Below are 20,164 nucleotides of genomic sequence, written 5' to 3'. Positions count from 1 at the left end.
TGGATAAGAATTTTATAAATCTTCCGCTTCAGCAAGAAGTTCTACAATATCTTTTACGGCTACTTCTGTATTCTTATTGAAATGCTTCACTCCATCCGTCATCATTGTATTACAGAAAGGGCATCCGGTGGCAATTACTTTAGGCTCAAAAGACAATGCTTCTTCTGTTCTTTCGATGTTGATGTCTTTATTTCCTTTTTCAGGTTCTTTGAACATCTGCGCGCCACCTGCACCACAACACAGACCGTTTGTTCTGCAACGTTTCATTTCTACCAACTCTGCATCCAGCTTTTCAAGAAGTATTCTTGGTGCTTCGTACTCATCATTGGCTCTTCCCAGGTAACATGGATCGTGGAACGTAATTTTCTTTCCTTTGAAAGCCCCTCCTTCAATCTTTAATCTTCCTTCTTCCATAAGGGTTTTAAGGAACTGGGTATGGTGAACCACTTCGTAATTCCCGCCAAGACTAGGATATTCATTTTTCAGGGTATTGAAACAGTGTGGACACGCGGTAACGATTTTTTTCACTTCATAGGCATTTAATACCTCAATATTGGTAAGGGCCATCATCTGGAAAACAAATTCGTTTCCTGCACGTTTTGCGGGGTCACCGGTACAGCTTTCTTCCTGTCCCAGAACGGCAAATTCAACACCTATCTTATTCAATATTTTGCAAAATGCTTTTGTAATTTTTTTGGCACGGTCGTCAAAACTTCCGGCACATCCAACCCAAAATAAAACTTCAGGGGATTTTCCTTCGGCAGCATATTCTGCCATTGTTTTAATTTGCATTCTTTTTCTGTTTAATTAAAAAATCAGCATAGTATTCCTTAGCTTTTGTCATGATTTCTGCCGGAACTACCGAAACATACAGAGGATTGGCTTCATCATAATTGAGATATTTCCAGGATCCTTTGGTTACTTTATCGTTCAAAGCTATAATCATGCTCTCTTTACTCATTTCCAAAGCGGAATCATTGACAAATTGTGCTTTCATTCCCTGCATTTCCATCATCTCCAGCATCATCTTTTTCTTATCCTCATCAAATTTTTCCTGAAGAAAGGTCATTTTCATTTTCATGGGATAGGTAACAAAAGCATATTTTACATCATCTCCTGTTTTAAAGATCTGTGATACGCTGAAAGCATTCTTATCGGCATTTATAATCTCTATTTTAAATTCTTCATTGCCTTCAAGCATGGCTTTGAAAGAGTTGGACAATGTATTTTTGTCCATTTTTTCAAAAATTCCGGGATGGGTCATATCCAGCATCCTGTCATAGTCCTTCTTTTCCAGCAAGGTCATGAATGACTGTGAATCTTCAAGGATTTTCTTTTCATCTGCTGACTGTGCCATCATAAAGGCTGAACAGATCAGCAAAAAGGTTAAGAATAGTTTTTTCATCTGTCAGGTTTTAGTCATTAGCCCAATTCAGACGGTCGGCCTGGTTATACTGCCAAGGAGCAGCATTGTTTTCCACATTGGTCATCATAAGATTTAATTCCTGCGGAGCAGCAGACTGTTCCATCACAAGGAATCTTCTCATTTCGAAAATGATGGAAAGCGGATCAAGCAGTACCGGACAGGCTTCTGTACAAGCATTACAGGTAGTACACGCCCAAAGTTCTTCTTTGGTGATATAATCATTCAGAAGTTTTTTGCCGTCATCTACGAATTTTCCGTTCTTGTCTATATTTTTTCCTACTTCTTCCAGTCGGTCTCTGGTTTTCATCAGGATCAATCTTGGAGATAGTTTTTTTCCGGTAATATTAGCCGGGCAGACTGAAGTACAACGTCCGCATTCCGTACAGGAATAAGCGTTCAGAAGCTGAACCTGATTCAGGTCGAAAATATCTTCAGCACCAAACTTCGACGGAACATCTGCTTCTGCTCCTTCTGCCGGAGCAGCGTAAGGATCAGCATTAGGGTCCATCATCAGTTTAATTTCCTTGGTTACTGAATCAAGATTGTTGAATTTTCCTTTTTTATCAAGGTTGGCAAACCATGTACTTGGAAATGCCAGGATAATATGCAGGTGTTTTGAATAATAAAGATAGTTCATGAAGAAAAGGATTCCCACAAAGTGGAACCACCACGCCGCTTTTTCTGTGAAGAACAGGAATCCGTCACTGAAACCATTGAAGATTGGTGCCAATACAGTAGAACTGATTGGAAAACTTCCATGCTCAGGAAGGAGACCTCTTTGCTGTAAAACCCAGTCTGCGGTATTCATTTTGAAGAATGCCATCATAAGGGCAAATTCAATGATAAGAATCCAGTTGGCATCATGTTTCGGCCATCCGAAAAGTTCTTTCATCGTTAATCTTTTCACCCCATAAAAGTTTCTTCTGATAAAGAATACCACCACACCGATGACAACAAGCAACGCCAGAACTTCTAATGTTGCTGTAAAGAAATTATAGAAACCATGTCCCAGAATTGAAGCCAGAAACCTATGGGTTCCAAACAATCCATCAACAATAATCTCGATAAGTTCGATATTGATGATAATGAATCCTACATAGACAAAAAGGTGAAGAATACCAGCTACAGGGCGTTTTACCATCTTGCTCTGCCCCATTGCCACTCTGGCCATGGTTTCCCAGCGTTCCGATTTCCTGTCGCTTCTGTTGATTTCTCTTCCCAGTTTAATATTTCTGTAGATCTTCTGCAGGCTTTTGGCAAACAGCCCGAATCCGGCAACCAGTAAGATCAGAAAAATAATGTTATCAATGTACTCCATAAGGCTATTTTAGTCTTTATTGTTCTTTCCAAAAACTGAGAAATTGATGTATCTCTTAGGGTTGGCTTTCATATCTTCAATCAGGGCATTGAGGTTGGTAGAAGCTGAGTTCAGATTATTATAAAGCTGCTCATCCTTCATCAGTTTTCCTAAGCTTCCCTGTCCGTTATCCACTCCTGCAATCACCTGATTCAGTTTTCCTACTGTAGCATCCAGATTGGCAATCGTAGCGTTTAGTTTTTTAGTATCAATGCTTTCTGCAAGATTTCCGTATTTATCCAGGGTTACTTTCCCGCTTTCCATGGTAACGGCTGCATTATCGAGTACTTTCTGAAGTTTTGGATCATTATGTCCTACAAGGTTGTTTACGCTTCCTGCAGTAGTCTGTAAAGCGCCTACGGTTTTATTAAGATTGGCCAGAAGGGCTCTGATCTCTTCTCTGTTCTGTGCATTCACGACCTGATTGGCATTGGCCATCAAAGAATCCACCCTATACAGAACGGTCTGAAGCTGATCTTTTACAGGGCCTACCTGAGACGAAAGACTTCCCAGCGTTCCCAGTTTGAAAGCTCCCTTCAACGTATCTCCGTCTTTTGCAGTCGGACCTCCGTATACAAGATTTACTCTCATTTCTTTTCCGGACATCAGCCCCGGCTCAAAAATCTCAAGAGTTGAATTCTTGGAAAATTCGAATTTATCATCTACCGTAATCTTTACGATGAAATTGATCTTCCCGTCTTTGGAGGTCTGGGGAATGATTTTATCAACCTGCCCAACCTTTAATCCATTGATAGAAACCGCAGAAGACTGTGCCAGCCCTTCTACATTATCATATTTCGCGTAAAATATATTATCGGTAGTAAAAAGGCTTCTGCCCTTCATGAATTGAAACAACAACACAAAGCCTACAATAGCCAAAAGTGCGATCACACCAGCTTTTAATTCTTTACTGAACTTCACTTGCTAAATTTTTTCTAATGAGCAAATATAATACATTTTAAATTAATGTTTTTCTTTATTGCTCTGCGTTAAATACAAAAAACCACCAGAAATATCTGATGGTTTTCTATCTGTAAAAATTGATTTCTTATTGTTGCTGATTACCCAGCTTGTTCCAGATCTCGATTCTGTAATCTTTGATATCTGCATTATCCTGAAGGCTCTTCATCCAAGCCTGTCCGAACATACCAGAGTTTCTCTGAGTAATAGATTCTGTGAACTGCTTAAGATCTCCAGGTTGTTTGTTTACTGTTTCCGACTTTTTGATCAGTACATAAACTCCCGTTCCTCCCTCAATAGGGTTAGAAAGTTTTCCTTTCGCCACTCCAAATGCAGCACCGGCTACTTTAGGCTCCATAGCACCTGCTACAGAAGGGTTAAGCATATTTACCTGAGCAGATTGTTTTGCAGATGCAAATAATTTAGCGATCTGATCTAAGTTAGAAGCTTTAGCTCCTGCAATTTTATCAGAGATTTGCTTTGCAGCCAGTTTATTTTTAACAATCATTTCGATCTGATCTCTTACTGATTCAGGATCTGCAAGACCTGCTTCCTGTTTTCCGTTAAGATATACTACGATCTTATCTCCTGTTCCTTCAACAGTAAAGAATTCTGTATCTCCTTTAGCTCTTTTCTTATCAAAAGCCCAACCCAGGATCTCACCATCTTTATCAGTACCAAGTCCCTGAAGCTGACCGTCAAATCTTTTAGCCGTCTTAGGATTAGAGAACTGGTAATTTCCTTTTTTCGCAATGTTCACGAAATCGTTGAAAGATTTCCCTTGTACCTGCTGAATGAATTTTCTTGCTTTCTTGTCAGATTCTGCTTCTGTAGCATCTGAAGGCTTCACCTCTTTTACAAGGTTAGCCACTTTATAGCTCATGGCACCAGATTTTTTATCTTCAACATTGATGATATGGTAACCAAACTGAGTTTCTACTACTCCTGTAGCTCCTTTAGGGTTCTCTGCTAAGAATTTAAGGAATTCCGGAACGAAAGGAGTTTCTGGTGTAGTCCATCCTAAACTTCCTCCCTGTGCTGCAGAGCTAGGGTCATTAGAAAGCTTGATAAAGTCTGTGAATTTACCCGGATTTGCTTTTACAATAGCTCCGATAGAGTCTGCTAATTTTTTAGCCTGTTCTTTAGATCTTGTAACACCTTCCCCTGCAGGGCTTCCTTTGAAAGCAATAAGGATATGTCTTGATAAGGTAGAATCTGAAGTCTTTTTATCTAAAAGCTTAGAAACCACATAAAAGTTCTGCTCTTTGTAAGGCCCGAAAACCTGTCCGATAGCAGCTGTAGGAATCTGCGCCTGAATAGTCTGAGGCAGCTGATTAGGCTTCATATACTGAGCATTGAAAGGCATATCAGAATTAGCCATTACAAACATCGAATCATTTTTCGTGTTCTGGAAATTCTCCGTTCCTCCACTCGCATCTGTTCCTCCTGAATACAATTTTGTAATTTCTTTCTGAGCGGCTGCATCATCTGCTGCACTAGGCTGAGAAGGGAAATATACAATCCCCAGGTTTCTGCTTGGTTCAGCTTTGAACATTACAGGGTGCTGATTAATATAGTTTGCAAGATCCTGTGTAGAAACATTGATCTTTGTTTTCTGAAGGTAAGCAGCATAATCGATCTTTACAAAATCAATATCAGCAAGCTGGTCTCTCTGCTTCATCAGCTCTTCAGCTTCTTTCTTTCCTGTAGTGATCCCTCCTGAAATATTGGCAAACACCTGTCTCGCCATCAATCTGTACTCGATTGTTTTTCTGGTTTTCATCCACTGGTTATATCCCTGTGGATCGGTGCTTTGTAATGTTTCAACCTGTTTTTTTAATTCTTGTGTTTTAAAATTACCTTTCTCATCAAAGAACTGTTGATTCTGAGCAAACATCTGGTCGTACTGGATCTGATTCCAGAAATAATCATCTGTCATTTCAAAGCCCAGTTTCTCAAACTGCTGCTTGATGAGTTTAGATTGTACAAGTAACTGCCAAGCCTGCTCTTCAAGTCCGTTTTTTGGACGGCCTTGCTGATCAGCCTGCTGCTGCAGCACGAAAAGCTGGTCATTGAACTCTTCGCGGGTGATTTTCTCACCGTTTACTTTTCCTAAAACATCAGGATTTTTACCAAAAACCTTGTCGATACTGTCCGGGTTCACCAGAAACGCTAAAAGCGCCAATGCAATCACCCCCATTAATAGCCAAGGCTTACTCCTAATCTGTCCTAAAATTGCCATTTTATAAATTATAGTTTTTTATCAGTTTGCGAAAATACACATTTTTAAGAAATTAGAGAAGCGGAACTTCTTTATTTTAATTTTTTTCCAACAGAAGGTATCGAAAAAAGGAAATTTTGACCATATTTTTTATCAAAAAACAAATGGCATAAGTATTGTGCATTTTAGAAGACCATAATATGCTTACCATTTTCAGCGCATATTGTGAGTAATCAATTTAATGATTTAAAACGAAGATGACAATTTGTCACCCCAAATAATTATGACGAAATTTGAAGATATGAGTTTAGAGGAAATGATCAGCGATGGGTTTGATATTGTAGCTGAAGAGATCAATCTTTCAGACTTTTCGGAGACGGATAAGAATTCCGAGCAGAAAGTATTCCCTATTCTTCCCGTAAGAAATATGGTGATGTTCCCGAATGTGGTAATTCCTATCACAGCCGGAAGAAAAACATCAATACAACTTCTTGAAGAAGCTCAGAAAAACGGAGATTTCATTGGAATCGTAAGCCAGAAAAATTCAGATCTGGAGCAACCGGACGAGAAAGATATTTATCAAACCGGAACGCTTGCCAAGATCATTAAGATCATTAAACTTCCTGAAGGCAATATTACGGCTATTACAAAGGGATTTCACAGATTTAAAATAAAGAAGATCGTAGATACAAGCCCTTATTTTAAGGCTGAGATCACGAAACTAAAAGACGCCAGGCCTAAAAACAAGGAGGAATATGAAGCATTGCTGGAAAACATCAAAGATCTGGCCCTGAAAATCATAGAACTGGATCCGAACATCCCTAACGCAGCTAATTTTGCTATTAAAAATATCAGCAACAATGATGATCTTCTGAATTTCATATGCACCAATGCCAGTTTCTCATCCCTTGAGAAGCAAAGACTTCTTGAAGAAAAAAATCTGATGGAAAGAGCCAATAAGTGCTACGAAATGATGCATGAGGATTTCAGAAAGCTGGAGCTCAGAAATCAGATCCATCAGAAAACCTCTAAAGATCTTGATAAGCAGCAGAGAGAATATTTTCTGAACCAACAGATCAGAACCATCCAGGAAGAGCTTGGAGGCGGCCCTGAAAGTGATGTAGAAGACCTCATCATTAAAGCCAAAGCCAAAAAATGGAACCACGAGGTGGAAGAACATTTCCAGAAAGAGATCAACAGACTACAACGTCAGAATCCTAATTCCCCGGACTACAATGTACAAAGAAACTATCTTGATTTCTTTACAGATCTTCCATGGGAAACCTATACAAAAGATGTTTTTGATATTGCAAAAGCAGAAAGAATATTAGACAAAGCTCACTTCGGACTGGAAGACATCAAGAAAAGAATTCTTGAGCATATGGCTGTTTTAAAATTAAAAAACAATATGAAGTCTCCTATCCTATTGCTTGTAGGTCCTCCGGGAGTGGGGAAAACTTCTTTAGGAAAATCGGTTGCTGATGCATTAGGAAGAAAATATGTAAGATTATCTCTGGGTGGGCTTCATGACGAAAGTGAGATCCGCGGTCACAGAAAAACCTATATCGGAGCGATGGCCGGAAGGATTCTTCAATCCATCAAAAAATCGGGCACTTCCAATCCGGTGATTGTACTGGATGAAATTGACAAGATTGGGCAGGGGCTTCACGGAGACCCAAGTTCCGCATTGCTGGAAGTCCTTGACCCTGAACAAAATAAATCATTCTATGATAACTTCCTGGAAATGGGATATGACCTGTCTAAAGTAATGTTTATTGCTACTGCCAACTCTCTTTCCACCATTCAGACTCCACTTTTGGACAGAACGGAAATTATAGAAATTGCAGGATATACCCTGGAGGAAAAGACTGAAATTGCCAAAAGGCACCTCATCAAAAAACAGCAGGAAGAAAATGGACTTGACGCTAAATCCTTCAAGCTAGGCAATGTTGAGCTGAAACATATTATTGAAGCACACACTTCAGAAAGCGGGGTAAGAACTCTTGAAAAAAGGATTGCTTCTATTGCCAGATGGACAGCCCTTCAGACAGCTCTGGCAAAGGAATATGATCCGAAAATTTCAGTAGAAAAAGTAGATGAAATCCTTGGTGTCCCAAGACCAAAAAGCTTATCTGAAATCACGGGAGTTCCCGGTGTTGTAACAGGGCTTGCCTGGACCAGCGTAGGTGGAGATATCCTTTATATTGAAAGTATTCTAAGTAACGGAAAAGGAGCATTAACGATGACCGGAAACCTGGGAACCGTTATGAAAGAATCTGCAACGATTGCTTTAGAATATATCAAAGCCAAACATGATGAATTAGGCATTCCACAGGAAGATCTGGACAAGAAAAATATTCACGTCCATGTTCCGGAAGGAGCTACTCCAAAAGACGGCCCTTCTGCCGGAATCACAATGCTGACCTCAATGGTTTCTTCATTTAAAAACAAAAAAGTAAAACCTCATCTTGCAATGACTGGTGAAATTACTTTAAGAGGAAAAGTTCTTCCGGTAGGCGGAATCAAGGAGAAACTTCTTGCGGCAACCAGAGCAGGAATCAAGGATGTTATTCTTTGTGAAGCCAACAGAAAAGATGTGGAAGAAATCAAAAAGGATTATCTGAAAAACCTTACTGTACATTATGTAAACAGAATGGAGGAAGTCATTGATATTGCGATCGAAAATTAATTTATAACATATCAACTCTCAATAAGGAAACGTGTCTCATATTTTTGGGATGCGTTTTTTTATTGTAAACATTCATTTCATTATTCTTAAAACCTACCAAAATAAAGGTACCACACGACCAGTCTTTTATATTTCACTTTAGAAAAGAAATATGTTAATTAAACTAAAATGAACTTTCAATTCGACAGGTTTTCTTATTTTTATCCTACAGATTTGAAAAATTATGAACTTTCTCAGACTTCCATTCCTCGTCAATCTCACGCTTGTTGTTATTTCCATCATCGGACTTGGCTATCTGCTTGCACTGGGACAAAGCATTTTAGCACCCTTCTTTCTGGCTTTTTTAATGGCCATGCTCTTTCTTCCGGCTGCTACTTTTATGGAGAGAAGATTAAGGTTTCCAAGATCTGTATCCACTATGACCTCAGTATTTATCATGCTGGCGATTTTATCGGGGCTTATTTATTTTTTCGGATCACAGCTTTCTGATTTCAGTAAAGATATTCCTCATCTCAGGGATCAGGTAACTACAGTGTTCAGCAGCCTGCAGCACTGGGTTTCTAAAACATTTAACGTAAAAGTTGATGAACAGCTGGATTACATTAATCAGGGGTTGAATAAACTGCTTTCTTCTTCGGGTGTGATTCTCGGCTTTACTTTCGGAATATTTTCTTCCGGATTCGGGTTCATTGTATTCTTTACCCTGTTTTTCATCTTTATCTTAAATTACAGAAGGATTCTGAATAATTTTATTGTGACTGTGTTTAATGAGAAACATAAATCCAGCGTACAGGAGGTTGTCACTGAGATCCGTGTAATGACGAAAAAATATATTTTCGGACTCTGTCTGCAGGTTTTAATTGTTTCAATACTCACTTCTATTGTTCTTACTGTTTTAGGGGTAAAATATGCCGTTCTCCTGGCTGTACTGACAGGTTTATTGAATGTAATCCCCTATCTGGGCATTTGTATATCATTATTAATCTCTTGCTTTATTGCTTTTGCAACCGGCACACCTTCTACATGCATTTATGTCGCCATTGGATATATTGCCGTGCATATTGTTGACGGAAATATTGTTTTACCTTTCGTAGTAGGCTCTAAAGTAAAGATCAACGCTTTATTTTCTTTCATCGGAATTATTTTGGGCGAACACCTTTGGGGGATTGCAGGAATGTTCCTGTGTATCCCGGCTATCGCGATCATTAAAATTATTTTTGAAAGAGTGGAAGGGCTGAAGCCTTGGGGAAAATTGCTTGGAGAGGAAGAAAAGCCCAATAAAAAGAAAAAGAGCTACAAAATCTCCAAGAATATTACGTTGAAGGAAATGGACTGATGGATGGGCAATGAGTAATGGGTAATTGGCGATGGGTGATGAGCAATACTTTCTTCAATTCAGAATTTTGAAGACCGAACTTTAATTTTACACAAACAATGTGTTTTTATTCATAAATTAATAAAAATATGATGTTTTTATTTTACATTTGATATAAAATCATCAATCATGAAAATCGTAAAGTTTATTATTTGCCTGTTGTTCGGTCTTATGTTTATTAATGCAGGGTTGAACAAGTTTTTTCAATATTCACCCATGCCTAAAATGACTGACGAACAGTTGAAAATTTACGCTGCATTCAATGAAATCGGCTGGCTGTTTCCATTAGTAGGTATTGTAGAGATCATTGGCGGTATATTATTCATCTTCCCCAAAACCAGAGCATTGGGTGCTATTGTAATTCTCCCTGTAATGGTTGGAATTGTTCTGCAAAATGTATACAGAGATCCAAGCCAGGTAGGTATCATCATGGCTGTTGTTCTTTCTCTAATCAATATCTGGATGATTATTGACAATAAAGAGAAGTATAAAAACTTAGTTAGTTAGCAGGTACCAGACTACAACAACGCAGCTTAATACCTGCAACCTATCTTCTACTTCCTATCACCTATTTCAAATAAATGCACTGAATCCCGTGATTGATCTTCCCACGATCAGGGAATTGATCTCTTTTGTTCCTTCATAAGAGTAGATGGCTTCTGCATCTGCCACAAACCGTGCGACATCATATTCCAGTAAAATACCGTTCCCTCCCATTACCTCTCTTGCTCTGGAAACAATATCCCGGGTTCTTAGCGTACAGAAAACTTTGGCCAGTGAAGCATGCTCATCTTTTAATATGCCTTCATCCTGCATTTCGGAAAGTCTGAAAACCATAGTCTGCATTGCGGTAAGATTAGAAAGCATCTCCACCAGGTGCCCCTGAATCATTTGAAATGAGGCTATAGGTTTTCCGAACTGCTCTCTTTTCCGCGTATAATCCAATGCGCTTTCATAGGCTCCTCTTGCACATCCGGTAGCCATCCATGCAACTCCGGCTCTGGTCATCCGCAGAACCTTTCCGGTATCTTTGAATGAATCTGCATGCTGCAGCCGGTTTTCTTCAGTAACCAGACAGTCTTTCAGCGTAATCAGTCCATTTTGGACGATTCTCAGAGCCATTTTTCCTTTGATTTTCTCAACGGAATATCCGAGATTATCTTTTTCAACAATAAAGCCTTTCACTTCACCGCTGTCCAGATCTCTGGCCCAGATAATGATTACATCTGCGAATGTGGCATTTCCGATCCATTTTTTCTGGCCGTTAAGAATCCAGCCTTCGGGTGTTTTTTTACAGGTTACCGTCAATCCGCCGGCAGCTCCGGATCCTACTTCAGGTTCTGTAAGACCAAAAGCACCGATCTTCTCAAACTTCTGCATCTGTGGCAGCCATTTCTGTTTCTGTTCTTCTGATCCGCAAATATAAATAGAACCCATTGCCAGACCGGACTGCACTCCAAAGAAGGTAGCTATGGAGGCATCTATCCTAGCCATTTCCATCGCAATAACCCCTTCCATCAGAAATGGCATTCCCGGACAGCCGTATCCTTCATAAGTTACTCCGCAAATGTTAAGCTTCTGAAATTTCGGGATCAATTCGAAAGGAAATTCGTCTCTGAGCCAGTAATGGTTGACCAGAGGTTTTACTTCTTTTTCCATGAATGTTCTTACTTTAAGCTGGATTTCCCGTTGTTCCGGTGTCAGGGTATGATAAATATCGTAAAAATCACCATCTATGGGCGGAAGCTCTTTCTTTTTTTTATCCGGGTCCAGCATTTTCATTAATCCGTGCAGCTGTTTATCATCCAGCTTAGAGAAATTATGCATCAGTTTCGGAAGATCTACTTTTTGAGAAATAGAGCCCAATTGTTCAAAATCTATGGATCTGAATAATTCTATTACATTTCTGATTTTGGAAAAAGTATTTGACATAGTAATGATTTGTGGGATTGATTTGTAAAAGATAAGCAAAAATTACTCCGAAAACAAAGCCAACCGTTCATAAATATTTTACAAAACACTCATTTACAATCCATTAAAACAGAATTTCTCTTTACAAGTTTTTTACGCTGGATTTTCAAAGGTTACAAAAGATCCTGTCTGAACTTTGGGATACACAAAACCTTAAATATCAACGCTATGAAAACGACGTACCTTAAACTATCACTATCTGCTGTTCTTTTATTAGGAACTTTTTCATGTAAAAAAGGAGAAGCTTCCGCCTCTGAAATAAAAGCATACGAAACGACAGATTCTGCTGCAGTACCTATCACAGACAGTATATCTTCTGCCGCTTCCACCCATGTAAAGGATAAGCAGTTCATTAAAACTGCAGATGTAAATATGGAAGTAAAAGATGTTTACGAAGCAACGGTTTCCATTGAAAAATCAGTTCAGGAACTGGGAGGTTTCGTGACCCACAGCAATCTTACCAGCAATGTAGTTTCTGAAAACACCTACAATACTTCCGGAGAAGAAGCAATGCTTATAAAAAAATACCAGACAGAAAATACGATGCAGGTTCGTGTTCCGGCTGAAAAGCTTGGTGAATTTTTAGCGTTGGTTAATGATAAAAAATTATTTCTTAATTCAAGAATCATTCATGCGGAAGATGTGACCTTCGATATCAAATATGCTGAAATGGAAGGTACAAGAATCAAAAAGACAGGCGATAACATCAGTAAACTCAAAGCGACAAAAGATAAAGTAGAGCTGGATGATCAGAATATGTCGGAGGGAAATCTTCAGAAGCTGGCCAATATGAACACCGGAAACGATCTTCAATACAGCACCATTGACCTCTACATTAAAGAGCCCCAACTGCGCATTGCTGAGATTGCCGTTACCAATACAACCAATATTGATAATAAGTATAAATTCAATTTTATATATGATGCAAAAAATGCTTTTGTAGAAGGCTTTTATCTGATTCAGAAGATTACAGTGGGTCTTATTACTGCCTGGCCGTTTGTCTTGATCATAGCTGCCGTGATTTATTTTTTAAGAAAAAGAAAAACAATAAAACCTGAACAGCCAAAAATTTCAGAATCCTAAAAACTACCCTAACCAATTGGTTATCATCATAATTTTAGATTTTACAGACCTCCTTTTTAAGGAGGTTTTATTTTTTTTCAAAAAAAACTGTAACGACTTTCCAAGTACTATTACCTACTGTTTAAAAGAACAGAAAATCAAAAAAAATAATATCATGAAAAATTTAGTAAAACTTGGATTCGCAGCATTAACATTAATGACTTTTATAACAGCCGGCGCACAAGGTAAAAAACAGACCAACGAAAACAGTGTTCTCTGGGAAGTAACAGGAAATGGCCTTTCAAAACCTTCTTATATTACCGGAACCTGCCATATTATGTGCAGTAAGGATTTTGAAATAAAACCGAAAGTGACAAAAGCTCTTGAAAAAACAGACCGCTTTGTGATGGAAATCAATTATACAGATCCCTCGGAAATGACAGCATTGCAGGGAATGTTCCAAACCGACAAAAAATTGACTGACCAGCTTACGACAAATGAAGCAAAAGAACTGGATAAAATTCTTGCTGATTATGGAACCAATCTGAAAAATATGGACAATTCTTCCTCTCAGGCGCTCTACGCTCTGATCTCAATGAAAGCTGTTCCATGTCCGCAGACTGAAATAAAATCTTATGAAATAGAGCTTTTACAGGCGGCCCTTAAAAGCAAAAAGAGCATTGGCGGACTTGAAAAAGTGGAAGACCAGCTAACCTCTATCAACAAAGCGTATGATCTGAAAGAAGTCATCAAACAGCTGAAAATGGGCAAAGAATATGAAAGTCTTCTTAAAGACATGGTGGAGGCGTTCAAAAAAGAAGATGTACAATCGGTTTACACTCTGTTTAAAAATGATAAATTTATGAACGATAAACAAGAAAAAGCAATGCTTACTGACCGAAATAAAAACTGGGCAGAAAAAATGCCGGACATGATGAAAAAAGAAAGTAATCTTTTCGCTGTAGGCGGTGCTCACCTTATGGGAGATCATGGAATCATTAAATTGCTCAGAGCAAAGGGATATACTGTAAAGCCTGTATCAGATCTATAATATAACCCAAACCATGAAATTATCGTGAGCAGTCAAACTGAAGCTACGTTTTTAAAGCTAGTCAATCAGCACAAAGGCATTTTATACAAAGCCTCCCGAATCTATGCTGACTCTACAGAAGATCGGGAAGATCTTCAGCAGGAGATTCTCATCCAGCTATGGAAATCTTTCCAGACTTTCAAAGGAGACAGCGAATTTTCCACCTGGATGTATCGTGTTGCCATCAATACAGCGATTACTTATCTGAAAAAGGAGAAGAAAAGAACCCAGAACCAAACTGATGCTCCTGAACATTTTGAAGTACAGAGTGAAGATTACAACCCTGCAAAAGATAAGCAGCTGGAAATTTTTTACAATGCCGTTCAGAAACTCAATCCTTTAGAGAAAGCCGTGATCTTCTATTTCATGGAAGGAATGTCCCATAAAGAAATCGGAAGCAATCTGGGTCTCAGTGAAGGTAATGCCCGTGTAAAACTCAACAGAACAAAAGAAAAAATACAACAAATCATAAAAAAAACAGGTTATGAATTTTGATCAATTAAAAGAACAATGGAATAATGAAGAAAGCAATGTTCATATTCCGGACACTATAGAACAGTTAAAAGAAAGCAAACACCCTATTGAAAGGATCCGGAAAAGCATGAAAAAGGAATTTCCCGCACAGATACTCGCTGTTATTCTGATTGCGTTTTTTCCTTTACAGTTTAAGTTTCCTTCCTCTCAGTATGTTATTTATTACACATCGTATGTAATGATGGCAGTCATATCCTGCTATTATCTGTTCGGATTTTATCAATTTTATAAACAAACCGGTATTTATACCGGTAACACGAAAAACAGTCTTTGGAAAATCTATCATGAGCTCCGTCTCAATATGGAAAGGTATCAGTCTTTCGGATTTCTGCTCCTTCCGCATTTTTTAATTACTATCGGGCTAGTGATCTACAATACTCTCGAAGAAAAGGGAAAATCACTGAGCGGACTTTCGGAAGGATACCAACAGGCTTTAATTCTGGCTGTGCTTATCGGAACACTTGGACTCGTTACAAGCATTGTCTTATGGACGAAGTACGTTTATGGACGTAATGCCAAACAGCTGGAAAAGATTCTTGATGATATGGACGAATAAAGCTAAAATCTTACAGAAACCAATAACCATGAAATCCCCGGACCAAATTCCGGGGTTTCTTTTTTAAAAAAATGTTATTTATCATCCTCAAATTTAATTGAGGTTTTATTTTTCCTTAAATTTGCAGATCGGAAATAAAATGATAAGAATTCTGATCTTTTTTTTGACGGTTCTTTTCATTTTCTGACTCACATAATTCTTACCCTATGCTATCAAAAATAAACCCTATACACACTGACAGCTGGAAAGCTCTTGATGAACATTTCGCGGGAAATGATTTCGACCTGAGAAGCCTTTTTCAGTATAACCCGAATCGTTTTAATGAATTTTCCATCAAAAGAAATGATTTTCTTTTTGATTATTCCAAAAACCTGATCGATTCAAGAACGAAAGCTCTTTTATTAAAACTTGCTGAAGACTGTCAGTTAGAAGATGCCATTTCCAAGATGTTTTCGGGAGAGAAAATTAACGAAACGGAAGGAAGGGCGGTTTTACACACTGCTTTAAGGGATTTTTCAGATAAGGAAATTCTTGTAGACGGTGAAAATATAAAGCCTCAGATCAGAAAAGTTCTTGATCATATGAAGGCATTCTCGGAACATATTATTTCCGGAGCGCATAAAGGTTTCAGCGGAAAAGAAATCACAGATGTTGTCAATATCGGAATCGGAGGATCTGATCTTGGCCCGGTGATGGTATGTTCTGCTTTAAAACATTTTAAAACAAGACTGAACGTTCATTTTGTTTCCAACGTAGATGGCAATCATATTGCTGAGACTGTTAAAAACCTGAATCCGGAAACCACATTATTCATCATCGCTTCCAAGACCTTTACTACCCAGGAGACGATGACCAATGCCTATTCAGCCAAAAACTGGTTCTTAAAGGCAGGAAAAGAAGAAGACGTAGCAAAACATTTTGTTGCTTTATCCACTAATATCCAGGAAGTTAAAAAGTTCGGGATTGCAGAAGAAAATATTTTTGAATTCTGGGATTGGGTTGGCGGAAGATATTCCCTTTGGAGCGCTATTGGCTTGAGTATTGTTCTGGCAGTAGGCTACGACAATTTTGAACAGCTTTTAAGAGGAGCATTTGATACCGACCAGCATTTTCAGACGGCTGACTTCTCAGAAAATGTTCCTGTTTTAATGGGACTTTTAGGAATCTGGTACCGTAATTTTTACGCAGCCACGAGCTATGCTATTCTTCCTTACTCTCAATATCTGGACAGATTCGCTGCTTATCTTCAGCAAGGCGATATGGAAAGTAACGGAAAATGTGTAGACAGAAACGGTGAATTTGTAGAATATGAAACAGGACCTATTATCTGGGGTGAACCCGGAACCAATGGACAGCATGCTTTCTATCAATTGATCCATCAGGGAACAGAATTGATTCCTGCAGATTTCATCGCGTATGCAAAGAGTCCTAATAAAGTTTCTGATCACCAGGATAAATTACTCGCCAACTTTTTTGCTCAGACTGAAGCACTTGCCTTCGGAAAAACGGAAGAGGAAGCAGAAGAAGAACTGAGAAATTCCGGTAAATCTGAAGAAGAAACAGACAGGCTGTTAAACTATAAGGTCTTCCACGGAAACACTCCAACTAACTCCATATTATTCAAAGAATTAACCCCTTTCACATTAGGACAGTTAATTGCGATGTATGAGCATAAAATTTTCGTTCAGGGGGTAATCTGGAACATTTTCAGCTTTGACCAGTTCGGGGTAGAATTAGGAAAGGTATTAGCCAATAAAATTCTTCCGGAACTTGAAAATAATGAAGCCGTAAGTTCTCACGACAGTTCTACAAACGGGCTGATCAATTATTATAAAGAGAATAAATAGAATCAGCTGGCTTCAGCATACCATTGTATTCAATAAATCTAAATAAAGTAAAAAAAGTAAAAATGGCAGAAATTCTTGACGGATTAAAAGTATCCAAAGAAATAAAAGCAGAGATCAAGGCTGAAGTAGAAAAGATTCTAGCGTCAAAAAGAAGAGCACCGCATCTGGTAGCTATTCTTGTTGGAAATAACGGGGCAAGTAAAGCCTATGTGAATGCTAAAGTGAAAGACTGTGAAGAAGTGGGCTTTCAATCAAGCTTAATTAAATTTCCAAGTACAGTTTCTGAATCTGAATTACTGGAAAAAATTGATGAACTGAATAAGTCTAAAGCAGTTGACGGATTCATCGTTCAGCTGCCTTTACCGGATCAGGTTGACCAGGAGAAAATCATTAATGCCATTGATCCAAGAAAAGATGTAGATGGCTTCCACCCTGAAAACTTCGGAAAAATGGCACTGGAAATGGATACCTTCCTTCCTGCTACCCCTTTCGGAATTTTAACGCTTCTGGAAAGATATAACATCGAAACCAAAGGGAAAGACTGTGTAATCATCGGAAGAAGTAAAATTGTAGGAAGACCTATGAGCATCCTTATGGGAAGAAAAGATTTCCCTGGAAACTCTACGGTAACCCTTACTCACTCTTATACTAAAGACATTGAAGAATACACGAAAAAAGCTGATATTGTTATTACAGCTTTAGGAGACCCTCATTTCCTTAAAGGAGAAATGATCAAAGACGGAGCTGTAATTGTTGACGTAGGAATTACAAGAGTAGATGATGATTCTCCAAAGGGATATTATCTGGCAGGTGACGTAGATTTTGACAGCTGTGCCGCTAAAGCAGGCTGGATCACACCGGTACCCGGAGGAGTAGGACCAATGACAAGAGCTATGCTGATGAAGAATACCATCATCGCTTATAAAACATCGGTTTATAACGACTAATTTAAAATGAATAAAGAACAAGATATTTTATTAAAAGAAGGTAAAATGCTCCCTGTGATGGAGCATTTTTACACTTTACAGGGAGAAGGGGCACACACCGGAAAAGCCGCCTATTTTATCAGACTGGGAGGCTGTGATGTGGGTTGCCATTGGTGTGATGTGAAAGAAAGCTGGGATCCCAACCTTCACCCATTGATGAATGCGGAAGAAATTGCAGAAACAGCTGCAAAACATTGTAAAACAATTGTTCTTACCGGCGGAGAGCCTCTAATGTGGAACCTGGATATTCTTACCTCCAAATTAAAAGAACTGGGATGCAGCATCCATATTGAAACTTCAGGAGCTTACCCGATGAGCGGACAGCTGGACTGGATCACACTTTCCCCAAAGAAGACAGGTCTTCCGAAAGAAGAGATCTACCAGAAAGCCAATGAGCTTAAAGTCATCATTTTCAATAATCATGATTTTACTTTTGCACAGGAACAGGCTGCCCAGGTTTCAGAAAACTGCAGGCTTTATATGCAAAGTGAATGGAGCCGGCGTGATGAAATGTATCCTAAGATCACTGATTTTATTCTGGCACATCCGGAATGGCAGGCTTCTGTTCAGACTCACAAATATCTGAATATCCCGTAAAAATACGTAACTTAGCCCTTCGTATCCGTTATAACACCGATAGATGCAGAGAATTCGATACTCTAGATACCTGAAATCGATCATCATTTTGCTTGACCTTCTGGTTATTGCATCTATTTTTATATTCTTTTTTATCAGCAGAAACGAAGATTTAAAGTATCATGAGGAAACCTGGTATCAGAATATTTTCTCTCTGATACTGCTATTTTTGTTCTGGATACTGCTGAGTGGCAGGACAAAAATTTACAATATCCCGAGAAACCTCACATACACCTTGTTTCTGGAACGTCTTCTGGTACACTTTTTATTTTTTATACTGGGTGTTCTGCTGATTGGAAAAGTAAGTAAAAATGTATTTTTCACTTCGGATATTTACTGGCTTTCATTTTACCTTTTTTTCTGTATTTTCTTTACGAAGTCTATTATATTCTTTTCTATCAAATATTTTCGTTCTTTGGGGATCAACTACAGGAACGTTATGTTTTTGGGAGAAACAGATGCTACAGACATTTTAAAGAATATATTTCAAAACAGGAAAGATTACGGATATAAAATCTTTGAATATGAAAAATCCGATATCAATGACTTAGACCTAGTGAACTTTTGGAAAAAAAATGGTATTCACACCCTGTTTTTATCAACAGAAAATAACTTCAGCGAACAAGAGGAAACACAGATCTTCCGGCTGGCAGAGGACAATAAAGTACACGTATCCCTGATACCGAGTATTACCCAAAGTGATTTTTTCCTTTATGACTTAGGCTATATTCAGACGCAGCCTATTCTTAATCAAGCAAAATATCCTTTAGACTATTATGCTAATTATCTGGTAAAAAGAACTTTTGACATGGCATTTTCCATTATCATATTGCTTTTTATCTGTTCATGGTTATTCCCGATTGTTGCTCTTTTCATAAAAGCAACTTCAAAAGGGCCTGTTTTTTTTGTTCAGAAAAGATATGGTTTTCACGAAGAAGTATTTGATTGTCTTAAATTCAGAACAATGGTTGTAAACGATCAGTCTGCCATTAAAACTACAGAAGAAAATGATTCCAGAATCACCAGTATCGGAAAATTTCTGAGAAAGACCAGCCTTGACGAACTTCCACAATTCATTAATGTATTGAAAGGAGACATGTCTGTTGTAGGGCCACGCCCTCATATGCTGGCTGTTGACAATTATTACAAACCTAAAATCGGGAGATACAGTTTGAGAAGCATGGTAAGTCCGGGTATTACCGGTCTAGCTCAGGTAAGTGGTCTGCGGGGAGACTATGGAGATGTGGAAATAGAAATGAAAAAAAGAATTCTTGCCGATGCTTTTTATGTGCGAAACTGGAGCTTTGTTTTGGACCTGGTGATCATTTTCAAGACAGTTTTCCTGGTTATCGGCGGAGATAAAAACGCGAAATAAGTTAAACATACTAAGGAACAGATTGAGAAAACCCAGTGGGTTCTGAGGTTCAATATCGTTCAGACCTTAAACTCATTCT

At 38.5% G+C, this 20,164-nt stretch carries 17 protein-coding genes; 11 read left to right on the top strand and 6 right to left on the bottom strand.

Going from position 1 to position 20,164, the window contains the following annotated elements:
- Positions 1-12: 12 nt before the first annotated feature.
- The 5 genes from J2Y40_RS12130 to J2Y40_RS12110 form a co-directional block, all read right to left on the bottom strand.
- Positions 13-792 carry a (Fe-S)-binding protein gene (locus J2Y40_RS12130; RefSeq protein WP_153396378.1) on the bottom strand — a complete coding sequence of 260 codons (780 nt, stop codon included), beginning with the start codon at positions 790-792 and terminating at the stop codon, positions 13-15.
- Positions 782-1,405: a hypothetical protein gene (locus tag J2Y40_RS12125; protein WP_309999169.1), complete on the bottom strand. Its 624-nt coding sequence runs from the start codon at positions 1,403-1,405 to the stop codon at positions 782-784. The genes J2Y40_RS12130 and J2Y40_RS12125 overlap by 11 nt, the downstream gene beginning before the upstream one ends.
- 10 nt (positions 1,406-1,415) lie before the next feature.
- Complete coding sequence (locus J2Y40_RS12120) at positions 1,416-2,744, bottom strand: (Fe-S)-binding protein (protein WP_153396382.1); 1,329 nt, start codon at positions 2,742-2,744, stop codon at positions 1,416-1,418.
- A gap of 9 nt (positions 2,745-2,753) precedes the next feature.
- A complete protein-coding gene (locus tag J2Y40_RS12115) occupies positions 2,754-3,704 on the bottom strand; it encodes an MlaD family protein (RefSeq protein ID WP_153396384.1) in 951 nt (316 codons plus the stop codon).
- 127 nt (positions 3,705-3,831) lie between these two features.
- Entirely contained in the window at positions 3,832-5,985 is a 2,154-nt protein-coding gene (locus J2Y40_RS12110) for a peptidylprolyl isomerase (protein ID WP_309999167.1), read from the bottom strand.
- A gap of 262 nt (positions 5,986-6,247) precedes the next feature.
- On the opposite strand from J2Y40_RS12110, the gene lon reads away from it, so the two are divergent.
- The 3 genes from lon (at position 6,248) to J2Y40_RS12095 (ending at position 10,535) form a co-directional block, all read left to right on the top strand.
- Positions 6,248-8,653, top strand: a complete 2,406-nt coding sequence (gene lon / locus J2Y40_RS12105; protein WP_309999165.1) for an endopeptidase La — start codon at positions 6,248-6,250, stop codon at positions 8,651-8,653.
- A 223-nt stretch (positions 8,654-8,876) separates the two neighbouring features.
- Positions 8,877-9,989, top strand: coding sequence for an AI-2E family transporter (locus J2Y40_RS12100; RefSeq protein WP_153396390.1), 1,113 nt, complete (start codon positions 8,877-8,879; stop codon positions 9,987-9,989).
- Positions 9,990-10,157: 168 nt separating this feature from the next.
- Positions 10,158-10,535 (top strand): DoxX family protein, encoded by a 378-nt coding sequence (locus J2Y40_RS12095; protein ID WP_153396392.1) that lies wholly within the window; start codon positions 10,158-10,160, stop codon positions 10,533-10,535.
- 66 nt (positions 10,536-10,601) lie between these two features.
- Here the strand turns inward: J2Y40_RS12095 and J2Y40_RS12090 are convergent, their stop codons facing one another.
- Positions 10,602-11,960 carry an acyl-CoA dehydrogenase family protein gene (locus tag J2Y40_RS12090; RefSeq protein ID WP_309999161.1) on the bottom strand — a complete coding sequence of 453 codons (1,359 nt, stop codon included), beginning with the start codon at positions 11,958-11,960 and terminating at the stop codon, positions 10,602-10,604.
- Between the two features lie 207 nt (positions 11,961-12,167).
- On the opposite strand from J2Y40_RS12090, the gene J2Y40_RS12085 reads away from it, so the two are divergent.
- From J2Y40_RS12085 to J2Y40_RS12050, 8 genes are all read left to right on the top strand, one after another.
- Positions 12,168-13,082 (top strand): DUF4349 domain-containing protein, encoded by a 915-nt coding sequence (locus J2Y40_RS12085; protein WP_309999160.1) that lies wholly within the window; start codon positions 12,168-12,170, stop codon positions 13,080-13,082.
- Positions 13,083-13,236: 154 nt separating this feature from the next.
- The gene (locus J2Y40_RS12080) at positions 13,237-14,112 is read left to right on the top strand and encodes a TraB/GumN family protein (RefSeq protein WP_153396398.1); all 876 of its coding nucleotides are present in this window, start codon (positions 13,237-13,239) and stop codon (positions 14,110-14,112) included.
- Between the two features lie 24 nt (positions 14,113-14,136).
- Positions 14,137-14,646 carry an RNA polymerase sigma factor gene (locus J2Y40_RS12075; protein ID WP_153396400.1) on the top strand — a complete coding sequence of 170 codons (510 nt, stop codon included), beginning with the start codon at positions 14,137-14,139 and terminating at the stop codon, positions 14,644-14,646.
- A complete protein-coding gene (locus J2Y40_RS12070) occupies positions 14,636-15,241 on the top strand; it encodes a hypothetical protein (RefSeq protein WP_153396402.1) in 606 nt (201 codons plus the stop codon). The genes J2Y40_RS12075 and J2Y40_RS12070 overlap by 11 nt, the downstream gene beginning before the upstream one ends.
- A 206-nt stretch (positions 15,242-15,447) precedes the next feature.
- A complete protein-coding gene (gene pgi / locus J2Y40_RS12065; RefSeq protein ID WP_309999157.1) occupies positions 15,448-17,088 on the top strand; it encodes a glucose-6-phosphate isomerase in 1,641 nt (546 codons plus the stop codon).
- Positions 17,089-17,150: 62 nt separating this feature from the next.
- The gene (locus tag J2Y40_RS12060; protein ID WP_153396406.1) at positions 17,151-18,035 is read left to right on the top strand and encodes a bifunctional 5,10-methylenetetrahydrofolate dehydrogenase/5,10-methenyltetrahydrofolate cyclohydrolase; all 885 of its coding nucleotides are present in this window, start codon (positions 17,151-17,153) and stop codon (positions 18,033-18,035) included.
- Positions 18,036-18,041: 6 nt separating this feature from the next.
- Positions 18,042-18,671 carry a 7-carboxy-7-deazaguanine synthase QueE gene (locus J2Y40_RS12055; protein WP_153396408.1) on the top strand — a complete coding sequence of 210 codons (630 nt, stop codon included), beginning with the start codon at positions 18,042-18,044 and terminating at the stop codon, positions 18,669-18,671.
- Between the two features lie 43 nt (positions 18,672-18,714).
- Positions 18,715-20,085: an exopolysaccharide biosynthesis polyprenyl glycosylphosphotransferase gene (locus J2Y40_RS12050; protein ID WP_153396410.1), complete on the top strand. Its 1,371-nt coding sequence runs from the start codon at positions 18,715-18,717 to the stop codon at positions 20,083-20,085.
- Positions 20,086-20,164 lie beyond the last annotated feature (79 nt).

The sequence above is a fragment of the Chryseobacterium sp. 2987 genome, from assembly GCF_031456375.1.
Classification (GTDB): Bacteria; Bacteroidota; Bacteroidia; order Flavobacteriales; family Weeksellaceae; genus Chryseobacterium; species Chryseobacterium vaccae.
This window is presented reverse-complemented; position numbering and strand designations above follow the sequence as displayed.

Bases quoted from the DNA above. Each gene is read 5' to 3' on its own strand.
- J2Y40_RS12130 (WP_153396378.1), bottom strand. From the start codon at position 792: ATGCAAATTAAAACAATGGCAGAATATGCTGCCGAAGGAAAATCCCCT.
- J2Y40_RS12125 (WP_309999169.1), bottom strand. From the start codon at position 1,405: ATGAAAAAACTATTCTTAACCTTTTTGCTGATCTGTTCAGCCTTTATG.
- J2Y40_RS12120 (WP_153396382.1), bottom strand. From the start codon at position 2,744: ATGGAGTACATTGATAACATTATTTTTCTGATCTTACTGGTTGCCGGA.
- J2Y40_RS12110 (WP_309999167.1), bottom strand. From the start codon at position 5,985: ATGGCAATTTTAGGACAGATTAGGAGTAAGCCTTGGCTATTAATGGGG.
- lon (WP_309999165.1), top strand. From the start codon at position 6,248: ATGACGAAATTTGAAGATATGAGTTTAGAGGAAATGATCAGCGATGGG.
- J2Y40_RS12100 (WP_153396390.1), top strand. From the start codon at position 8,877: ATGAACTTTCTCAGACTTCCATTCCTCGTCAATCTCACGCTTGTTGTT.
- J2Y40_RS12095 (WP_153396392.1), top strand. From the start codon at position 10,158: ATGAAAATCGTAAAGTTTATTATTTGCCTGTTGTTCGGTCTTATGTTT.
- J2Y40_RS12090 (WP_309999161.1), bottom strand. From the start codon at position 11,960: ATGTCAAATACTTTTTCCAAAATCAGAAATGTAATAGAATTATTCAGA.
- J2Y40_RS12085 (WP_309999160.1), top strand. From the start codon at position 12,168: ATGAAAACGACGTACCTTAAACTATCACTATCTGCTGTTCTTTTATTA.
- J2Y40_RS12080 (WP_153396398.1), top strand. From the start codon at position 13,237: ATGAAAAATTTAGTAAAACTTGGATTCGCAGCATTAACATTAATGACT.
- J2Y40_RS12070 (WP_153396402.1), top strand. From the start codon at position 14,636: ATGAATTTTGATCAATTAAAAGAACAATGGAATAATGAAGAAAGCAAT.
- pgi (WP_309999157.1), top strand. From the start codon at position 15,448: ATGCTATCAAAAATAAACCCTATACACACTGACAGCTGGAAAGCTCTT.
- J2Y40_RS12060 (WP_153396406.1), top strand. From the start codon at position 17,151: ATGGCAGAAATTCTTGACGGATTAAAAGTATCCAAAGAAATAAAAGCA.
- J2Y40_RS12055 (WP_153396408.1), top strand. From the start codon at position 18,042: ATGAATAAAGAACAAGATATTTTATTAAAAGAAGGTAAAATGCTCCCT.
- J2Y40_RS12050 (WP_153396410.1), top strand. From the start codon at position 18,715: ATGCAGAGAATTCGATACTCTAGATACCTGAAATCGATCATCATTTTG.